This window comes from Stenotrophomonas sp. 78350_Sma (assembly GCF_056482105.1).
The window spans coordinates 1,342,180-1,361,177 of record NZ_CM151182.1 but is presented as its reverse complement, the minus strand read 5'-3'; the positions used below and the strand labels follow the sequence as shown (position 1 = coordinate 1,361,177).

19 protein-coding genes are annotated in these 18,998 nt (G+C 67.7%); 3 read left to right on the top strand and 16 right to left on the bottom strand.

From position 1 onward, the window contains the following. Positions 1–71 precede the first annotated feature (71 nt). Together ACZK4H_RS06280 and ACZK4H_RS06275 are read right to left on the bottom strand one after the other, a co-directional pair. Positions 72–479 (bottom strand): RNA-binding S4 domain-containing protein, encoded by a 408-nt coding sequence (locus ACZK4H_RS06280; protein ID WP_099552426.1) that lies wholly within the window; start codon positions 477–479, stop codon positions 72–74. A 9-nt stretch (positions 480–488) separates the two neighbouring features. Continuing rightward, positions 489–728 carry a hypothetical protein gene (locus tag ACZK4H_RS06275; protein ID WP_099552427.1) on the bottom strand — a complete coding sequence of 80 codons (240 nt, stop codon included), beginning with the start codon at positions 726–728 and terminating at the stop codon, positions 489–491. A 62-nt stretch (positions 729–790) separates the two neighbouring features. Here ACZK4H_RS06275 and ACZK4H_RS06270 point away from each other — a divergent pair, with 62 nt between their 5' ends. Next, complete coding sequence (locus tag ACZK4H_RS06270; RefSeq protein ID WP_099552428.1) at positions 791–2,251, top strand: MATE family efflux transporter; 1,461 nt, start codon at positions 791–793, stop codon at positions 2,249–2,251. A 69-nt stretch (positions 2,252–2,320) separates the two neighbouring features. Here ACZK4H_RS06270 and ACZK4H_RS06265 read toward each other — a convergent pair whose 3' ends face one another. The 10 genes from ACZK4H_RS06265 to ffh all read right to left on the bottom strand — a co-directional run bounded on the left by ACZK4H_RS06265 (position 2,321) and on the right by ffh (position 9,337). Continuing rightward, positions 2,321–2,728 (bottom strand): DUF1801 domain-containing protein, encoded by a 408-nt coding sequence (locus ACZK4H_RS06265; RefSeq protein ID WP_099552429.1) that lies wholly within the window; start codon positions 2,726–2,728, stop codon positions 2,321–2,323. Between the two features lie 38 nt (positions 2,729–2,766). After that, a complete protein-coding gene (locus ACZK4H_RS06260; protein ID WP_099552430.1) occupies positions 2,767–3,201 on the bottom strand; it encodes a DUF1801 domain-containing protein in 435 nt (144 codons plus the stop codon). Positions 3,202–3,280: 79 nt separating this feature from the next. Next, complete coding sequence (locus tag ACZK4H_RS06255) at positions 3,281–3,661, bottom strand: DUF6404 family protein (RefSeq protein ID WP_099552431.1); 381 nt, start codon at positions 3,659–3,661, stop codon at positions 3,281–3,283. A gap of 82 nt (positions 3,662–3,743) precedes the next feature. After that, entirely contained in the window at positions 3,744–4,145 is a 402-nt protein-coding gene (gene rplS / locus ACZK4H_RS06250) for a 50S ribosomal protein L19 (RefSeq protein ID WP_005408597.1), read from the bottom strand. A gap of 154 nt (positions 4,146–4,299) precedes the next feature. Then, the gene (gene trmD, locus ACZK4H_RS06245; protein WP_099552432.1) at positions 4,300–5,058 is read right to left on the bottom strand and encodes a tRNA (guanosine(37)-N1)-methyltransferase TrmD; all 759 of its coding nucleotides are present in this window, start codon (positions 5,056–5,058) and stop codon (positions 4,300–4,302) included. Positions 5,059–5,066: 8 nt separating this feature from the next. After that, positions 5,067–5,579, bottom strand: a complete 513-nt coding sequence (gene rimM, locus ACZK4H_RS06240) for a ribosome maturation factor RimM (protein ID WP_010483256.1) — start codon at positions 5,577–5,579, stop codon at positions 5,067–5,069. Between the two features lie 44 nt (positions 5,580–5,623). Further along, positions 5,624–5,884 carry a 30S ribosomal protein S16 gene (gene rpsP, locus ACZK4H_RS06235; protein WP_005408594.1) on the bottom strand — a complete coding sequence of 87 codons (261 nt, stop codon included), beginning with the start codon at positions 5,882–5,884 and terminating at the stop codon, positions 5,624–5,626. 99 nt (positions 5,885–5,983) lie between these two features. Further along, on the bottom strand, positions 5,984–6,796 hold the full coding sequence (locus ACZK4H_RS06230; protein ID WP_099552433.1) for an aminotransferase class IV family protein: 813 nt from the start codon (positions 6,794–6,796) through the stop codon (positions 5,984–5,986). Beyond that, on the bottom strand, positions 6,793–7,869 hold the full coding sequence (locus ACZK4H_RS06225) for an NAD(P)H-dependent flavin oxidoreductase (RefSeq protein WP_099552434.1): 1,077 nt from the start codon (positions 7,867–7,869) through the stop codon (positions 6,793–6,795). Before ACZK4H_RS06225 ends, ACZK4H_RS06230 begins: the two co-directional genes overlap by 4 nt. A 91-nt stretch (positions 7,870–7,960) precedes the next feature. Then, entirely contained in the window at positions 7,961–9,337 is a 1,377-nt protein-coding gene (gene ffh, locus ACZK4H_RS06220; RefSeq protein ID WP_014036403.1) for a signal recognition particle protein, read from the bottom strand. Between the two features lie 122 nt (positions 9,338–9,459). On the opposite strand from ffh, the gene ACZK4H_RS06215 reads away from it, so the two are divergent. Continuing rightward, entirely contained in the window at positions 9,460–10,254 is a 795-nt protein-coding gene (locus ACZK4H_RS06215) for a cytochrome C assembly family protein (RefSeq protein ID WP_099552435.1), read from the top strand. A 90-nt stretch (positions 10,255–10,344) separates the two neighbouring features. Here ACZK4H_RS06215 and ACZK4H_RS06210 read toward each other — a convergent pair whose 3' ends face one another. The 4 genes from ACZK4H_RS06210 to radA all read right to left on the bottom strand — a co-directional run bounded on the left by ACZK4H_RS06210 (position 10,345) and on the right by radA (position 16,635). Next, positions 10,345–10,809, bottom strand: coding sequence for a YqhG/Tai3 family protein (locus tag ACZK4H_RS06210; protein ID WP_099552436.1), 465 nt, complete (start codon positions 10,807–10,809; stop codon positions 10,345–10,347). Between the two features lie 92 nt (positions 10,810–10,901). After that, a complete protein-coding gene (locus ACZK4H_RS06205; protein ID WP_099552437.1) occupies positions 10,902–13,208 on the bottom strand; it encodes a tetratricopeptide repeat protein in 2,307 nt (768 codons plus the stop codon). Positions 13,209–13,257: 49 nt separating this feature from the next. Further along, a complete protein-coding gene (locus ACZK4H_RS06200) occupies positions 13,258–15,114 on the bottom strand; it encodes an ATP-binding protein (RefSeq protein ID WP_099552438.1) in 1,857 nt (618 codons plus the stop codon). A gap of 144 nt (positions 15,115–15,258) precedes the next feature. Further along, positions 15,259–16,635 (bottom strand): DNA repair protein RadA, encoded by a 1,377-nt coding sequence (gene radA / locus ACZK4H_RS06195; protein ID WP_005408586.1) that lies wholly within the window; start codon positions 16,633–16,635, stop codon positions 15,259–15,261. 156 nt (positions 16,636–16,791) lie between these two features. Here radA and ACZK4H_RS06190 point away from each other — a divergent pair, with 156 nt between their 5' ends. After that, a complete protein-coding gene (locus tag ACZK4H_RS06190) occupies positions 16,792–18,849 on the top strand; it encodes a putative bifunctional diguanylate cyclase/phosphodiesterase (protein ID WP_099554402.1) in 2,058 nt (685 codons plus the stop codon). Positions 18,850–18,998: the final 149 nt, after the last annotated feature.

Below are 18,998 nucleotides of genomic sequence, written 5' to 3'. Positions count from 1 at the left end.
TTCCGAATGCACCGTGACTCACGCCTCCATTCACGCCGCGACAGGAACCATGCACCGGAATCGCCGTTCGGTCACAACGCGTCGATGTCTCCCAGCGCACGGATCAGCCGCCGCGCACGCTTGTCCGGCTTGTGCTCCGGCGGCTGGAAGCCGTCGCGCGCCGCGATGCGCAGCGCACGCTGTTCCGCGCGACGCGCCTTCGAGGCCTCGCTCTCGGCATACAGCTGCTGCGCCGCCGGTGCCGGCCCGCGCTGATCGCTCAGGCCCAGCACCTGGATCTCGAAATGCTCCTCGCCACGATCCACCTGCAGCTGCTCGCCCACGCGCACCGCGCGCGAGGATTTCGGACGCTGGCCGGCGACGCTGACCTTGCCGGTTTCGATGGCCTGCTTGGCCAGGCTGCGCGTCTTGAAGAAACGGGCCGCCCACAGCCAGATGTCCAGGCGGACACTGGGCGACAGCGGGGGAAGTTCATGCATCGATCTGGACTACTCCGGTGGCTTGTTCAGGGGACGCGGATGATCGGGGTCGGTCCGGCAGCCGGTGCCGCCGATCAGGGTCGGCACACCCGCGGACAGATCCTGCCGCTGGCTGCCGACCAGGCACTCGGCGCGGTCGGTCGGCCGCACCTGGGTATCGCCCAGCCGGTCACCTGTCGAACATGCGGCCAGTGCGGCGCCGATCAAGGCCAGCGCCAGGGCCCGCGTCACCCGCAGTCGTTGATGCATTGCCACATCCCGCAAACCGGCTTGGTGCTAGTGTGCGCCTCCCGGGATTCGATCACCACTCCATGGCCAAAGCGCCGCTTGACCTGACCTCCGGCCCGATCGGCCGCAATCTTCTGCTGTTTTCACTGCCGATCCTGGCAGGCAACATCGCGCAGTCGCTGAACGGTTCGGTGAATGCGGTCTGGGTCGGGCGCTTCCTCGGCGAGGCGGCACTGACCGCCACCGCGAACGCCAACAACATCATGTTCTTCCTGATCGGCTCGGTGTTCGGCTTCGGCATGGCCTCGACCATCCTGATCGGCCAGGCCATCGGCGCGCGCGACATCGCCCAGGCGCGGCGCGTGGTCGGCACCAGCGCCACCTTCTTCATCGGCCTGTCGGTGATCATCGCCATCGCCGGCTGGTTCATGGCCCATCCGCTGCTGGCAGCGATGGGCACGCCGGCCGCTTCGCTGCCGCTGGCCGAGGCCTACCTGCAGATCATCTTCCTGGCGATGCCAACGCTGTATGCGTTCGCCTTCCTCACCGCCGCGCTGCGAGGTGCGGGCGATTCGCGCACGCCGTTCCGCTTCCTGATGGTCTCGGTGGCGCTGGACATCGTGCTGAACCCCGTACTGATCTTCGGCATGGGCCCGTTCCCTGCGCTCGGCATTGCCGGCTCCGCCTGGGCCACGCTGGTCGCGCAGACGCTGTCGCTGGCCGGCCTGCTGCTGTACATGCGGCACAAGCGCCACACCTTGTGGCTGGGCCGTGCCGACATGCGGCTGTTCAAGCTCGACCTGGCCATCCTCAAAGCCCTGGTGATCAAGGGCGTGCCGATGGGCCTGCAGATGGTGCTGATCTCGCTGTCGGTGATCCTGCTGATGACCATGGTCAACCAGTACGGCACCGACACCGGCGCGGGTTACGGCGCTGCCCTGCAGCTGTGGAACTACCTGCAGATGCCGGCGATGGCGATCGGTGCGGCCTGCTCGTCAATGGCCGCGCAGAATGTCGGTGCTCAGCGCTGGGACCGGGTGCGCGGCACCGCGCGCCAGGGCGTGCTGTTCAATTTCCTGCTGACCGGCGCGCTGATCCTGCCGCTGGTGGTGTTCGACCGCCAGCTGCTGGCCCTGTTCCTGCCACCGGCCAGCCAGGCGCTGGACATCGCCCGCCACCTCAACCACGTGGTGATCGGCTCGTTCCTGTTCTTCGGTGTCAGCTTCGTCATCTCCGGCGTGGTGCGCTCCACCGGCGCGGTGATTCCGCCGCTGCTGATCCTGGCCGGTTCGCTGTGGGGCGTGCGCGTGCCGTTCGCCGAACTGCTGCAGCCGTACTGGGGCGCCGATGCGATCTGGTGGAGTTTCCCGGTCAGCTCGTTCGTGTCGATGCTGCTGTCGCTGGCGTATTACCGCTGGGGCGGCTGGCGCAAGGCGAAGATGATGGGCAAGCCCTCGCACGCCGAGGAACTGGCCACCCCGTCGGAGATCCCGGCCTGCCCGCCGTCGCCGGTGGCCGACCCGGATGCCGCACCACCACGGTAGTGCCGGCCGCTGGCCGGGAACTTCACACCTCTCCAGAAGCACCGCGCAACAGCCAGCCAGCGGCCGGCTCTACCGTTTCTTCTTCGCCGCGTTGAACGTGGCCGCTGCGCGCAGCAACGCCTTCAACGCCGCGCCATTGGGCATCGCACCTTCATGGATATCGATCGCGCGCCGCGTGTTGCCCTCCAGGCTGGCGTTGAACAGGCCCTTCGGATCGGCCAGCGCCGCACCGTTGGCGAAGGTGAGCTTCACCGCCTGCTTGTAGGTCTCGCCGGTGCACAGGATGCCGTTGTGCTCCCACACCGGCGTGCCACGCCACTTCCAGGTTTCCTGCACGTCAGGCAACGCCTCATGGATCAATGCACGCACGCGCGCCAGCGTTTCGCCGCGCCAGTCGCCCAGTTCGGCGATGCGTGCATCAATCAGTTCAGCCGCCGGGGTTCCGGCATCGTCAGGATTCGGCGCGTGCGTGGCCATCAGCGGTTCTCGTCGGCAAGGAGATCGTAGCGGTGGACTTACATGCGTTCGCCGGGCAACGCGGCGGCCTGGCGCACCCAATCGAGGAACTGTGCCTCATCCTGCACGCCATCCTGCGCAATGTGCAGGTAGCGCGTATCGGCGCTCCGGGACGGCTCGGGTGGCACCGGCGTCAGCGCCGCGCCGCGGAAAAACGCCACCTTGATGTAGCGGGCAAAGCAATGGAAGCTGAGAAACCAGCCTTCGCCCGGCGCCACCGCATACATCGGCGAGTTCCACTTCACCGCCTTGTGCACGCCGGGCACAGCCTGTTCGATCAGCGCATCCAGCTGTTCGCCGATCGGACGTTTCCAGTCCGGCATGGCGGCGATGTACGCCTGCACCGGGGCATCGCCCTCGCCCTTGGCGATCTGTGGGTTGCCGCCGGACAGCAACGTAGGCGCGGCGGAAGGTGCGGTTCGCTTGGCAGGCATCGCACGGTACGACCATCGGGATGACGCTGCAGCCTAGCGCGGCCCGTAGCCGGTGGTCACGGCGCAGTGCGCCATCGGCTCAGTCCGCCTGCCGCGCCTGGAACTGCCGCCAGTCCGGCAGCTTGCGATGCCGGCGCAGCGAGCGCATCAGCGCCGCCATCACCATGCCGAACAGCGCACCGGCCACCAGGCCGGCCACCAGCAACAGCGCCAGCGGGCGCTCGCTGCCCTGCCACAGCATCAGCCACATCAGCGCGGTCCAGAACAGCCCGAACAACAGGCCCTGCACCAGCGCATTGATGCCGAAGCCCGCCAGGATCGGTGGCGGCAGGGCAATGCCCAGGCGCCACAGCAGGCGGTGCAGCAGCGGCGCCGACTGCACGCGCGCCAGCCCCTTGCCGTCGAGGAAGCGCAACGCCGACTGGATCACGGCCGGATAGCGCGGGTTGATGTCGTTCATCACCTGATCGTGGCCGATGCGATGCCGGAAACGCAAACGGCCACCCGAAGGTGGCCGTCGCGGCAACAACCGAAGTTGTTTATCAGGCCTTTTCGGCCAGACGGGCAGCCTTGGCGGCAGCAGCAGCAGCCAGGTCTTCCTTGATGCGGGCAGCCTTGCCTTCCAGGCCACGCAGGTAGTACAGCTTGCCGGCGCGGACCTTACCACGACGCTTCACTTCGACCGAGTCGATGATGGCGCTGTGGGTCTGGAAAACGCGCTCGACGCCGTAGCCGTGCGAAATCTTGCGGACGGTGAACGAGGAGTTCAGGCCGGCGTTCTTGGTGGCGATGACGACGCCTTCGTAGGCCTGCACGCGCTCGCGGCTGCCTTCCTTCACCTTCACGTTGACGACAACGGTGTCGCCCTGGCTGAACTTCGGCAGTTCACGGGTGATCTGGGCGGATTCGAATTCCGCGACGATGGACTTGTTCAGCTTGCTCATGGGTTACACCGATTCTTGTTCGGGTGGGCGTGTCGTGTCGACAACGTAGGCTCATGCAGTCACCGGACTGTGCTGCACGTTTGTTGTGGGTACTGCGCGCGCCGGCCGGGGCTGGCGGTAATTGGCCATGATAGCCGATAAAGCCAGCCCTGCGCTAGGGGTCAGCCTTCTGTTTCGGGGCCTGGCGAGCCTGGTCCAGCAGTTTGCGGTCGGCCTTGCCCAGCGCCTGTTCATCCAGCAGGTCCGGGCGCCGCTGGGCGGTACGGACCAGCGACTGCTGGCGGCGCCAGGCGGCGATGGCCGCATGGTTGCCCGAGCGCAGTACGTCCGGCACGTCACCCAGCGGGTGCTGGGCCGGCTGGCTGTAGTGCGGGCAGTCGAGCAGGCCGAGGTCGCCCTCGAAGCTGTCCTGCGCCGCCGATTCCGCGTCATTCAGGGCACCGTCCTGCAGGCGGGCCACGGCGTCGATGATGACCGCCGCACCCAGCTCGCCACCGGACAGCACGTAGTCGCCGAGGGAGATTTCCTCGTCGACATTGGCCTCCAGGAAACGCTCGTCGATGCCCTCGTAGCGGCCGCAGAGCAGGACCATGCGCGGCAATGCCGCCAGTTCCCGCACCTTGGCCTGGGTCAACGGCGCCCCCTGCGGGCTGAGATGGATCACCCGTGCCGGGGTCGGATCAGCATCGCGGATCGCCTGCAGGCAGGCCTGCAACGGCTCGATCAGCATCACCATGCCCGGGCCACCACCGAACGGACGGTCGTCCACCCGGCGGTAGTTGCCTTCGGCGAAATCACGGGGATTCCAGCCATGCAGGCTGAACAGTCCCTTTTCCTGCGCACGCCCGACCACGCCCAGTCCGGCGGACTGGGCGAGGAACTCGGGAAACAGGGTGATGACGTCGAAACGCATGCTCACACTCAGAACTCGGGATCCCAGTCGACCACGACCAGGTTGGCCTCGAAGTCGACCGATTTGACGAAGTCCGGCTGCACGAACGGAATCATCCGCTCGCGGTCACCCCGGACCACCACCACGTCGTTGGCGCCAGTGCTGAACAGGTGCGAGACCTGGCCCAGGGCAACGCCCTCGGTGGTCTTCACGTCCAGGCCTTCCAGGTCCACCCAGTAGTACTCGTCGGGCTTCGGCGGCGGCAATGCACTGCGGGCCACGTAGATCTCGGTGCCGTGCATCGCTTCGACGGTATCGCGGTCCTCGACGCCGGGGAAACGGGCGACCAGGTGCTTGCCGCTGTCGCGGCCACGCACACCTTCAATCGTGGTTTCCACGCCGGACGGGCTACGCACGATCCACGGCTGGTAACGGAAAATGGCGGAACGTGGCTCGGTCCAGGACTCGAGCTTGATCTCGCCGCGCACACCAAAAGCGCCGACAACCCTGCCCAGCAGGATGCGGCGCTCGATATCTTTCATCTGCTTCAACCAAGAGGGCCACGCCGAAGCGTGGCCCGTCAGGATCAGGCCGCAGCGGCCTGGGACTTGGTCGCTTCCTTGATCAGGTTGCGGACCTTGTCGGTCGGCTGGGCGCCGTTCTTGACCCAATGGTCAACGCGGGCCAGGTCCAGCTCGATGCGCTTCTCGCCGCCCTGGGCGACCGGGTTGTAGAAACCAACGCGCTCGATGTTGCGGCCGTCGCGCGCGCTGCGCACGTCGGTGACGATGATGTGGTAGAACGGACGCTTCTTGGCGCCGCCGCGGGTCAGTCGAATCTTGACCATGGTGTTTTTCCTGTTGCCCAGTCGCCAGGATGGCGAGGTAAGCGGGCGATTATAGCGGCAGAGCCCGGCCGAGCCAACCCCGGGGATGAACTCCCGGGGTCAGATCCCTTTTGCGGCGCAAAAGGGATCTGACCCCAATCTGTCCCAAGCCACCGCCGCCAGCACCGCCCTTCCCTGTTCAGCCAAGGCCTGCGAGCCGGGCAGGACATGCCCATCGATGGCGTCCAGCGCCCACAGGCCACTGGCATTGCAGGCAAAAGCCGCCTTCACAGCGCCCAGCCCGGCCAGCGGCAAGGGCTGCGTGGCCTGTGCGCCCGGCCAATGCCGCTGCAGCAGCGCTTCGGCGGTCCCGCGCAGGGCCGGGGCCTGCGGCCAGAGCAGCCGTTCACCATCGTGCACGGCCAGGTTCCAGGTGCTGCCCTCGCTGATCTCGCCGCGGGCGGTCACGAACAGGGCGTCGTCAAAGCCGGCCGCCATCGCCGCGCGGCGCTCGGCGAACAGGCCGAACGTACCCACGTGCTTGATCTGCGGCAGCTCGCGCTGCCAGACCACACTGCGCACACGCTTGGGCGCAGCCAGCGCCACCGGCGCGGACACCGCCACCAGCACGTCCACCGGCACAGCCGCCATTGGATTGCGGAAGTCGAAACGGCGCGAATACACGGTCACCCGCAGCGAGGCATCACCCTGCCCCGCCTGCTGCAGCGCCTGCGCCATCCAGGCCTGCACCTGGCCGACATCCAGTTCGCTGCCGAACAGTTCGCGCGTGGCCTGCGACAACCGCGCCAGATGCAGATCCAGCCCCTGCACGGCATGGCCGCGTACCTGCAGCGAGGTGAAGTGGCCGTAGTTGACCAGGGCCGGCAGCAGATCCTCTACCTGTGCCGGCTGGCCGTTGCAGAACACCGTCATCGCAGCAGGGCCTGCGCCTGTTGCCACATGTCGCGCAGCACGTCGGCGGCGGGTGCTGCCGGCGCCATCCAGGCTGATTGGCCGGCCCAGGCCTGCATCGCGGCCAGGCGATTTTCCTGCACGGCCTGCTTGCGCATCGGCGCGGTCAGCCCGCGCTGCACCGGGTACGGGCGTGGCGCCGGGGCACCTTCCGCGGCGGCGGCGCGCACATACGGCGTGGCCAGGCCACGCCCCAGGCGACCACTGAACGCACGGGTCGGCCAGGTGTCTTCGGGTTCGCTGGCGGCCAGCCCATCAGCCCACGCCGAGGCGATCGCCGCTTCGGGCGTGCGCAGGAACGCAGTACCAATCTGCACGGCGCTGGCCCCCAGGGTGAGTGCGGCAGCGATGCCACGGCCATCGGCGATACCGCCAGCGGCAATCACTGGAATCTGCAGGTGATCGGCCAGGCGCGGCAGCAGCGCGAACAGGCCGACCAGCTGGCGCTCGGCCATCGCCGGATCGAATGCACCGCGATGGCCACCGGCCTCCATGCCCTGCGCCACCACGGCGTCGGCGCCGGCATCCTGGGCAGCGCGTGCTTCAGACAACGTGGTCGCGCACGCGATCCAGGCGATGCCGGCATCCTTCAACTGCTGCACGTGGCGCGGCAGCAACACACCCATGATGGTCGAGGCCACTGCCGGGCGTGCGGCCAGCAGCGCGGCGAACTGTTCTTCGAAATCGGCGGGCGTGGCGTCGGCGGCACTGGCCGGCACGTCCGGGCCCCACTGCGCGAGGAAGGCGCGGCTGGCGGCTTCGGCGGCAACGTCACGGGTCGGTGCGGGATCCCGCACCCACAGGTTCACCTGCGCCGGACCGCTGGAGGCCGTGCGGAAGTCGTCCATCCAGCGACCGATGTCGGCCGCTGACGACAGCACCGCGCCCATCGCCCCCATGCTGCCGGCATTGGCCAGCGCGGCCGACAGCGGCACCGGGCAGGCACCGGCCATCGGTGCCAGCAGGATCGGAAGCTGCAATGAAAAACGCCGACAGAAGGTGTCGGCGCGTTCAAGAATCGGCGATGCGTTCACGCGACATACCTGTTGGAGAAGTCGCCATCCAGCATACGCCAGTCATTGTGACCGGGGCCGGGTCGCAATGCGCGCCGGCCCCGTCGCTGCATCAACGGAACGGCATGCCGCGGCCGCCCATGGCGCCCATCATGCCCTTCATGCTGCGCAACATGCCCTTCATGCCGCCGCCGGCCATCTTGCTCATCATCTTTTCCATCTGCATGTACTGCTTCATCAGCTTGTTGACGTCGGCCGGGGTCACGCCCGAGCCCTTGGCGATACGCGCGCGGCGCGAGCCGTTGAGCAGGTTCGGATTGCGCCGTTCCTTCTTGGTCATCGAGCCGATGATGGCGATCATGCGCGGCACTTCCTTGCCCTGGCTGACCTGCTGCTTCAGATGGTCGGGGATGTTGCCCAGGCCCGGCAGCTTGTCCATCAGGCCGCCGATGCCGCCCATGTTCTGCATCTGCTCCAGCTGGTCACGCATGTCGTTCAGGTCGAACTTCTTGCCCTTGGCGACCTTCTCGGCCAGCTTGGCCGCCTTGTCCTTGTCGACCTGCTGCTCGACCTGCTCGACCAGCGACAGCACGTCGCCCATGTCGAGGATGCGGCTGGCGATACGGTCCGGATGGAACACGTCCAGGCCTTCCGGCTTCTCGCTGACACCGACGAACTTGATCGGCTTGCCGGTGATGTAGCGCACGCTCAGCGCGGCACCGCCACGGGCGTCACCGTCGGTCTTGGTCAGCACCACGCCGGTCAGCGGCAGGGCGTCGCCGAAGGCCTTGGCGGTGTTGGCCGCGTCCTGGCCGGTCATGGCGTCGACCACGAACAGGGTTTCGGCCGGATTCACCGCAGCGTGCAGGGCCTTGATCTCGGCCATCATCGCTTCGTCGATGGCCAGGCGGCCGGCGGTATCGACCAGCAGCACGTCGACGAAGGACTTGCGCGCATCGTCGATGGCGGCACGGACGATGGCTTCCGGCTTCTGGTCAGCGCTGGACGGGAAGAACAGCACGCCGACCTGCTCGGCCAGGGTCTTCAGCTGCTCGATCGCAGCCGGACGGTAGACGTCGGCCGAGACCACCATCACCTTCTTCTTGCGCTTTTCCTTCAGGTGCTTGGCCAGCTTGCCCACCGTGGTGGTCTTGCCGGCGCCCTGCAGGCCCGCCATCAGGATGATGGCCGGCGCGGGCACATTGAGGTTCAGGTCGCTGGCTTCGGCGCCCATCACCGCGGTCAGCTCGTCGCGCACGACCTTGATCAGGGCCTGGCCCGGGGTCAGCGACTTCAGCACTTCCTGGCCGACCGCGCGCACCTTGATGCGCTCGATCAGGGCCTGAACCACCGGCAGCGCGACGTCGGCTTCGAGCAGCGCGATGCGGACCTCACGGGTCGCCTCGCGGATGTTCTCCTCGGTCAGGCGGCCACGGCCACGCAGGCGCTCGATGGTGCCGGAAAGGCGCTGGGTCAGGGACTCGAACATGCGGCGCAACCTGTCTGAAAGCGGGGGACAATAAGGCAGACAGTATAACGGGTCCGCTCCCCTCCCCGGACTGCGACCACGGGGCCGTCGCCACCACCGCAGGGGTATGCGAAACTGCAACGATGTTAATCGTTCTCATCGCCGCCCTGCTCTACCTGGCCGCCAGCGCCCTGCTGGTGCGTGCGCTTGGCCGCGATGAAAGCACCGGCTCCCCCGCCTGGCTGTGGCCCGCCCTGCCGGCGATGCTGCTGCACGGCGGCTACCACGTGATGGTGGCGATGCGCACCAACGGCGGGCCGGACATGCACTTCTTCGCCGCGCTGTCGCTGGTCGGCCTGGGCATGGCCTGGCTGACCTCGCTGGTCGGCGCGCGCGGGCGGATGTCGGCGCTGGGCGTGGTGGTGTTCCCGCTGGCTGCCGTACTGCTGCTGGCCTACCACGGCTACGGCCACGAACCAAGCAAGGTGCTGGGCTGGCGCCTGGCCAGCCACGCCTGGCTGGCCCTGCTGGCCTACGCCACGCTGAGCATCGCCGCGCTGCTGGCGATCATGCTGTGGCTGCAGGAACGTGCCCTGCGCCGTCGTGAATTCCGCCCGTGGCTGCGCGCACTGCCGCCACTGGCCGATCTGGAATCGCTGCTGTTCCGGGTGATCACCGTCGGCTTCGCGCTGCTCACCCTGACGCTGGTCACCGGCGTGCTGTTCGTCGATGACCTGCTGGCGCAGAAGCTGGTGCACAAGACCGTGCTGAGCGTGCTGTCGTGGATCGTGTTCGGCGTGCTGCTGATCGGCCGCCGCCGCTACGGCTGGCGTGGCATGAAGGCGGTGCACTGGACGCTGGCGGCGATGCTGTTGCTGCTGCTGGCGTTCTTCGGCAGCCAGTTCGTGATCGAGCTGGTGTTCGGGCATACGCGATAGGCGGTGTGCCGACCAACGGTCGGCCCCCATCCTGGTAGTGCCGGCCGCTAGATGGCGTGGAACCACGCCCTGCGAGGATGCCGCAGGCGATCAGGGCACCGGCTGGGCCAGGATCTTCCGCACCGAACGGCCGCTGTTGGTGAGGATGTCATCGACCTGCCAGCAACCCTGGCCCTGGCGCACCATCGGCAACCGGGTCACGTAGGCCTTCTTCCAGACCGAATAGCGCATCTCGACCTGGCCGGCGGTGGCCGAGACCTCTTTCCAGCTGTAGCGCACCGGGGTTTCGATGTCGCCGTCCTGCGCATCCAGCCACGGGTCCGAATCGATCGTGCAGATGCCTTCCTCGCGCTGCTGGCAGGCACGCTCATCACGCAGTGCCTTGCCGAAGTCCGGGCTGACCAGTGCCGGCGGTGGTTCCAGCAGATCGCCATTGCCGGTGGTCGCCTCGAAGAAGGCGCGGGCAATGGCAGTGGGCTCCTGGCAGGCCGGTGCGGCCTGCACGTTGGCGGCCAGCAACAGCCCGGCGATCACGAACATCCCTGTCTTTCGCATGGTTCTCTCCTTGAGGTAGTGCCGGCCGCTGGCCGGCAACACAGGATCTCATGGCGTTGCCGGCCAGCGGCCGGCACTACCCTATACCGGGCTTACAACCCGTAGCGCTCGATCACGTCCAGGTGCGGCTGCCGGTCCTGGTCACAGGCCTCGGCCAGGCGCAGCCAGCAATGCGGATGTGGCCACGCTGCGGTCTCCTGCTGCAGGAAGCGGTGCAGCGCCAGCGGCGCATGATCCTGCGGCTGGGCAACGGTGAACAGCACGCCCGGCAGGGTGCCCTCCTCCACACCAGGGTCGGTCACGGTGTAGTCCGCGCGACTATGCGACCACACCTGCCAGCCCTGCGCCTCGGCAGCTTCGACAAAGGCATTCCAGGCCTCTTCGCCCGGGTGCGCGCCATCGATCAGCCAACTGCGCGCGAAGCCGCCGCGTTCCAGCACATGTACCTGCGCATAGGTCGGAATGAAGTGCTCGCGAGCCTCCTCCTCCTCCGGCGCCGGGTGCACCAGCGCGGCATCGAACACCACCCAGTCGCCGACCTGCTGAGCACGGTTGGCCGGTGCGTTCTCGACGATGCGCGCGGTCACCGGGCCACTGCGCCGGGCGTAGTATTCCATCGGCTCGCCATTCTCTTCGCTGCGGATGATCACCCAGCCCCACGGCTCTTCGACCACGCCGTCCTGGCTGGACAGCTCCATGCCGATCGCCGCCGCCGAGCGACGCACCGCGTCCCAATCCCGCGCCGCGCTGGCGGCACTCATGTGGTCCCAGTGCGCGGCGTTGGGTTCTTCCAGCAGCTCCACCAGCTGCGCATAGCAGGCCTGTGCTTCGCTGAAGCGGCCGGTTTCCATGTACATCCGCGCCAGCGTGCCACGTGCGCCGTGCGAACCCGGCGAGGCGGCCAGCAGCGCCTGTGCGGCCTGCTCCAGCGCCGGCCAGTCGGATACGCGACGGGCGCGCTGCACTTCGCACCAGTGCGCGAACACCGGCACGCTGCCGCGGTAGAGTTCAGCCAGTTGGCGCAGCCCATCGTCGTCGCCCTGCTCGGTCAGCCAGCGCATCAGCGTGTACGCGGCCGGACCATCATCCTGCGTGTGCGCACGCACGAAACGCCACAGCAATGCACGCGCTTCCGCCTGCGCACCACAGGCGCTCAATGCCGAGGCAGCCATCTCGGCCAGTGCTTCATCATCCGGCAACTGCATCTGTGCCTGCAGCAGCCACTGCGCCTCGCGCTCAGGATCACGCGACTGGTTCTGCTCGCCCTGTACCTCCAGCCAGGCCAGCAGTTCCGGTGCCGGCACCGGCAGCGGTGCGACATCCGGCAAAGCATCGATGCGAGCGGCCAGGCCGGCCACCAGCGCTGCGGCACCGCGGTCCTGGCGCAGCTGCGCCAGATGGGTCCGTGCCAGCTCCAGCTGGCGCTGTGCCACCCAGCGTGCGCCGCGCTGCAGGGCCAGCTCCAGGCTCAGCGCGGCCACTTCGATCAGCAGCCGGTGCGAGCCGACCTTCGCGAAGTGCTCGATGATGGTGGTGTAGCGCGTACCCAGGTCCCAGGTGTTGCGCGACGGATCACGCTGGCATAGCGCGGCGGCCGTGTTGGCCCACAGCCGCCAATAGGTCGGGGTCAGTTCGTTCCACGGCACCAGCTGCTGCAGCGCTTCTTCGTCGCGGCCGAGCTGCGCCAGCGCCCAGGCCTTGGACAGGCGGCGCGGCACCGTGCAGTTGGCCGGCTCGTACTCGCCGGACGCAGCGACTTCGGCCTCACGCGTCTCGATCAGCGCCAACGCTTCTTCGGCGCGGCCCATGCCGAGCAGGATCTTGATCTGCATCTCCGGGAAGCTGTCGAACACTTCCTTGCCGCAGGCCTCGATCGCATCGGACTGCACCTGCAGGTAATCCAGCGCATCCTGGCCGCGGCCATCGTCGAGCAGTGCATCAGCCTTCTCGCAGCTCAGGCACTGGAAGCACGCCCAGCTCGGGTCGATGCGTGCCAGCGTTTCATCACACACCTCGACGCGCTCGGGAACCCAGCCCGGGCCATCGATGTTGCCGTAGCAGGCAGCCAGATCCTGGGTCACGCAGATCGACTGTGGGCACTCCAGCGTGTCATCACGATGCGCGCGTTCGAACAGCGCCACGGCTTCGCCCAGCGCGCTCTCGCCTTCCACACGGTTGCCGACGCGGTTGCGCAGCGCCCAGTGGCCGACGTAGACGTCAACCCAGGGGTTGTCGAGCGCCTTGCCCAGTGCACGCGCTTCGGGCAGCAGCGCATCGACGCGGTCGACACGCAGTTCGCTCACCTCGTCGGCGAGGCGGTTCAGCAGCTGCGCGTTCTGCGCCTGGCCTGCCTGGCGCAGGTCGCCCTGCAGTTTTTCGACCCAGTTCCAGATGTCCATAGGGTAAGTGCTCCTGTCTAGCGAAGGCTGGATGAGAGGGGGGCGGTGCTCAGCGCAGCATCTGCTGCAGGGCACCGGCGATATCAGTGAAAGCGCCGTTGAGGTCCGGCCCCGGCGTGGCGGTCGCACGGGCCAGCGGGCGGCCCTGCGCTGCGACGATGATCTTCAGTGAGCGCAGCAGGCGTGCTGCGGCTTCGGCCTGCGGGTGGCCATCGCGTTGGGCGCGCAACAGCGCCTGCACGGCCGGATTGTCGAGGTTGAGGTACAACCGCGACGGCGCACGCGATTCGATGCGCGCCGTAAACTGCCGGGCCAGGCGCAGCGCCGCCATTGAAACGCGCTTGTCATTCTCGTCGTCTTCCAGTCGCTGCTTCAGTTCGGCCTCGCGGTCGGGCACCACCACCACCGGCAATGCCTCCGGGCTGAAGCGTGCCGGCAGCAGCTGTTCGCCATCCCCGAGCTGCTCGCGCAGCCACGCCAGCTGCGCCTCGTCGAGGCTATCGTCAGTGCGGAACAGCGCGCGGTTGCCCTGCTCCGTGCCGAGTTCAACCAGGCGCAGGCCCTTGGCCTGGGCCCAGCGCCGCAGGAACGGCACCACGGCATAGCGATGGCCATGCGCGACCGGCACGCCCATCGCACGGAACAGCATTTCCTCGAAGCCGCCGCCATTGTCGAGGATCACGTGCACGGCACCGCGCGCCGGCAACGCACTGGCCGGCAGGTCGCCCTGCGAAGTCGGCACGCGCACGTGTTCCAGCAGCAGGTCGAACAGGCGGTCATCGCACAGCGCTGCGCCCAGCAAGGCCTCATTATGGCGCGTGAGAACGCGCCGCCAGGCTTCCGGCTGCTGCCGCGCGACGTCGGCCAGGCCGTCGATCAGCGCTTCCAGAAGTGCATGCTGCACGGCGCGGTACTGGTCGTCGCGCTGCAGGTCTTCGCGGCTGGCGGTGGGCGTCAGCCGCGAGGATTCGATCACCCCACCAATGAAGCCCGCCCACGGCGGCAGCAGGTCGCGCGCATCGTCGTCCAGCAGCATGCCGCGCACGAACACCGACAGATTGCGGTTGTCGCTGGTGCCGTAGGTAGCGCCGTCCTGCACCCACAACAGGCCGGTGGCATCGCTGCTGCCATCCGCGCGCAACGGCACGGTGACGATCGGCTCGAAATCATGTTCGAAACGCGCGGCGAACTGCAGCGCCTGGCGGCGCGCCTGCACCGGATGCAGGGCAACATCACCCTGCCCGCGCCACGGCGGCGGCTCGGGGTTGAGTGCTTCGGCCGCGGCACCGATGAAGATCGGCTCGGACAGCAGGGCACAGTAGCGGCCCAGTACCTCATGCAAGCGCGCTTCGTTGGCCAGCGGCAGGAAATCCGGATGCAGCTCCAGCTCCACCTCGGTGCCGACCGCGCGCGCCGGCATTTCGCTGACGGTGTATTGTTCGGCGTTGCTGGATACGTACAGATGCCCCAGTTCCGGCGTCTGGTACGAGGTGGTACGCACGCTGACCCTGCGCGCCAGCACGAATGCCGACAGGAAGCCGAGGCCGAACATGCCGATCAGCCCCTCATCGTCCTCGCCGCCCTGACGCAGGCCACGGGTGTAGCCGACGCCCACGGTAGCCAGGTAGTCGTGGATTTCCTGGCGGGTCAGGCCAGCACCGGTATCGGTGATGCGCAGCACGCCGGCAGCGGCATCGACCTGCACTGAAATGCGCGAAGGCACTTCGATGCCGGGCTGTTCGATGCGACGACGGATGATCGAGTCGTGCGCGTTCTGCACCAGCTCACGCAGCGCCACCACCGGAGTGGAGTACAGGTGCTTGCCCAGCACCGTCATCAGTCCATTGAGATCGACCCCGGCACGACGGATTTCGGCGTTGGGGGCGGTGAGCGCGGTGTCCTGCATGTAATCGTTTACTCCTGGGCACGGAAAGACGCCGGAGGGCGCCTTCGTCGAGCGGGAAAAACTAGCACAGGCATGCTGACCGTTGCCGTGTCGGCTGCCGTATTCCAAGTGTGCAGTGGCAACGCCGGGCCATGCCCGGCGCGATCACGCCGCGTCGATGGCCTCGGACAGGCGTTCCACCGCAATCACTTCCATGCCCTTCACCGAACCGCCCTTGGGCGCGTTGGCCTTGGGCACGATGGCGCGCTTGAAACCATGGGTGGCGGCCTCGCGCAGGCGATCCTCGCCATTGGGTACCGGGCGGATCTCGCCGGACAGGCCAACCTCGCCAAAGGCAATCGTCTTTTCCGCCAACGGCCGGTCCTGCAGCGAGGACAGCACCGCCAGCAGCACCGGCAGGTCGGCCGCGGTCTCCTGTACGCGGATACCCCCGACCACATTGACGAACACGTCCTGGTCGCCGACCAGCACGCCACCATGACGGTGCAGCACTGCAAGCAGCATGGCCAGGCGGTTCTGCTCCAGGCCGACCGCGACACGGCGCGGGTTCGACAGCGGCGATGCATCGACCAGTGCCTGCACCTCCACCAGCAGCGGCCGGGTGCCCTCGCGGGTGACCATCACGCAGCTGCCGGGTTGGTGGGTGCTGCCACCGGACAGGAAGATCGCCGACGGATTGGAGACTTCCTTCAGGCCCTTGTCACCCATTGCGAACACGCCCAGCTCGTTCACCGCGCCGAAGCGGTTCTTGAACGCGCGCAGCAAACGGAAGCGGCTGCCGCTCTCGCCTTCGAAATACAGCACCGCGTCGACCATGTGCTCGAGCACGCGCGGGCCGGCGATGCCGCCCTCCTTGGTCACGTGGCCGACCAGGAACACGGCGGTGCCGGTCTCCTTGGCAAAGCGCACCAGCCGCGCGGCACTCTCGCGCACCTGGCTGACCGAACCCGGCGCGGCGGTCAGGCTCTCGGTCCACAGGGTCTGTACCGAATCGGCCACGATCAGCCGCGGGCCCGCCCTGGAGGCATGCTGCAGGATCGACTCGACGCCGGTCTCGGCCAGCGCGTTGACCCCATCCAGCGGCAGTTCCAGCCGGTGCGCGCGGCCGGCCACCTGCGCCAGCGACTCCTCGCCGGTGACATACAGCACAGGCAGTTCGGCCGCCATCTTCGCCACCGCCTGCAGCAGCAGGGTCGACTTGCCGATGCCCGGGTCGCCACCGACCAGCACCACCGCGCCCTCGACCAGGCCGCCGCCGAGCACGCGATCAAACTCGCCGATGCCGGTCGAGACCCGGCGATGCTCGGTCTGCTCCACGTCCTTCAGGGCGGTGATCTTCGGTGGATCGATCTTGCCCGCCCAGCCCGCCCGCCGCGACGCCGGCGCCTTGGCCGCCGCCGCGCTCTCCAGCACGATTTCCGACAGCGAGTTCCAGGCGTTGCACTCGGTGCACTGGCCCTGCCACTTGCTGAATTCGGCGCCGCATTCATTGCAGACGTAGGCGGTGCGGGCTTTTGCCATTGGATGATTTCCAGCAACAGGAACAGGAACAGGCGTGGCAGGATAGCCGAGCCGGGTCGCAGGTGCTGCGACCGCTCAAGTCCCGCCTGCCCGCGCCGATAGCTGTCGCGGGCGTGCGCCTTGCGGGCGCCCCCTCCCTCCCCCTCTGGATTCAACATGACTGGCAGTTACAGTCAGAGCCTGGTCGCCATCTCCCTGCTGGTGGCCATTCTTGCTTCGTACACGGCGCTGGACATGGCCGGCCGCCTGGCCACGGCCGAGGGCCGCGTGGCCCGCTGGTGGCTGGCCGGCGGCGCGGCGGCGATGGGCCTGGGCATCTGGTCGATGCATTTCATCGGCATGCTGGCCTTCGACCTGCCGATCCCGGTCGGCTACGACCTCGGCATCACCCTGTATTCGCTTGCAGTGTCGATCGGCGCCTCGGCCTACGCACTGTGGCTGGTGTCGCGGCCCAGCCTGCCCTGGCGCCGGCTGCTGGCCGGCGCCGTACTGATGGGGCTGGGCATTGCCACCATGCACTACCTGGGCATGGCCGCGATGCGCATGCAGCCGGGCATCGACTACCACCCCGGCTGGTTCGCCGCCTCCATCGCGGTGGCCATCGGTGCCGCAGGTGCCGCGCTGTGGATCGCCTTCCGCCTGCGCACCGAACAGCGCAACACCATCCTCCTGCGCGCGCTGGCGTCGCTGGTGATGGGCCTGGCCATCGTCGGAATGCACTACACAGGCATGGCGGCCGCGCGCTTTCCCGAAGGCAGCATCTGCGGCGCGGTCGGCAGTGGCGGCATCGACACGCGCTGGTTGGCGGTGCTGGTGATCGTCACCACCGTTGCCACCCTGGGTATCGCCCTGGTCGCCTCGCTGTTCGACCGGCAGATGCGCGTGCGCACCGGGTTGCTGGCCGATTCACTGGCACACGCCAACGACAAGCTGATCCAGGCCGCCCTGCACGACCCGCTGACCCAGCTGCCCAACCGCATGCTGCTGCAGGACCGCATCGAGCAGGCCATCGAGAAGGCGCGCCGCCGCAACCACGCGGTGGCGGTGATGTTCTGCGACCTGGACGGCTTCAAGGCGGTCAATGATGCCTATGGCCACCAGCTCGGTGACCGCCTGCTGGTGGCGGTGGCGCAGCGTATCGGCAGCCTGCTGCGGCCGCAGGACACCTTCGCCCGCCTCGGCGGCGACGAGTTCGTGATCGTGCTGGCCATCGATATTCCCGACGATGCCGTGGTGGTCGCCGAGCGGATCATCGCGGCGGCGGGCGAACCGTTCACCCTGGATGCCGCCGAACTTCAGGTCAGCGCCAGCCTCGGCATCGCCCTGTATCCGGATGATGCCGGCAACGAACGCGAGCTGATGGCACACGCCGATGCGGCGATGTACCACACCAAGGAAACCGGCAGGAACGGCTATACCTTCTTCACGCCGTCGATGCAGCTCAGTGCCAACCGCCAGCTGCGCCTGCTGCAGGACCTGCGCAAGGCCATCGCCCGCGACGAGCTGGTGCTGCATTACCAGCCCAAGTTCCCCGCGGCGGGTGCACCGGCCACCGGCGCCGAGGCCCTGCTGCGCTGGCAACACCCGGAACTGGGCCTGCTGGCACCGGATGTGTTCATTCCCATCGCCGAACGCAGCGGCCTGATCCTGCCGATCGGCGACTGGGTACTGGACCGCGCCTGCGCACAGCTGCGTGCGTGGCACGATGCCGGGCACACGGAATGGTCGATGGCGGTGAACCTGTCGCCGCTGCAGTTCTCCTCGCCAGCCCTGTTGAACAGCGTGCGCGATGCATTGGAGCGGCACCGCATCGAACCGGCGCGCCTGACCCTGGAGATCACCGAAACCACTGCGATGAAGGACGTCGACGCCAGCCTGGCGATCCTCAACGACCTGACCGCGATGGGGGTGCACATTGCCATCGACGACTTCGGCACCGGCTATTCCAGCCTGCTCTATCTCAAGCGCATGCCCGCCACCGAACTGAAGATCGATCGTGCATTCGTGCACGATCTGGAGTGCAACGCCGAAGATGCCGCCATCGTCTCGTCGATCATCGCGCTGGGCCGCACCCTGCAGCTGCAGGTGGTGGCCGAAGGCGTGGAGACGCAGGCGCAGCGCGAATACCTGAGCGAGCTGGGCTGTGATCAGTTGCAGGGTTACCACCTGGGCCGGCCGATGGAGGCCGAGGAGTTCCTGCGCCAGGTGGGCTGACGCCCCGGTTTCGGGGGCGGCCCCCTTGCCGCAGGCAAGGGCTCTGACCCCACAGGCGTCGCGCGTGCCGCCATCCACGCGTGGCGTGGATCTACTGGCTGCCGGCCAGCGACCGGCACTACCGGACAACGGAAAAAGGGGTACCACCT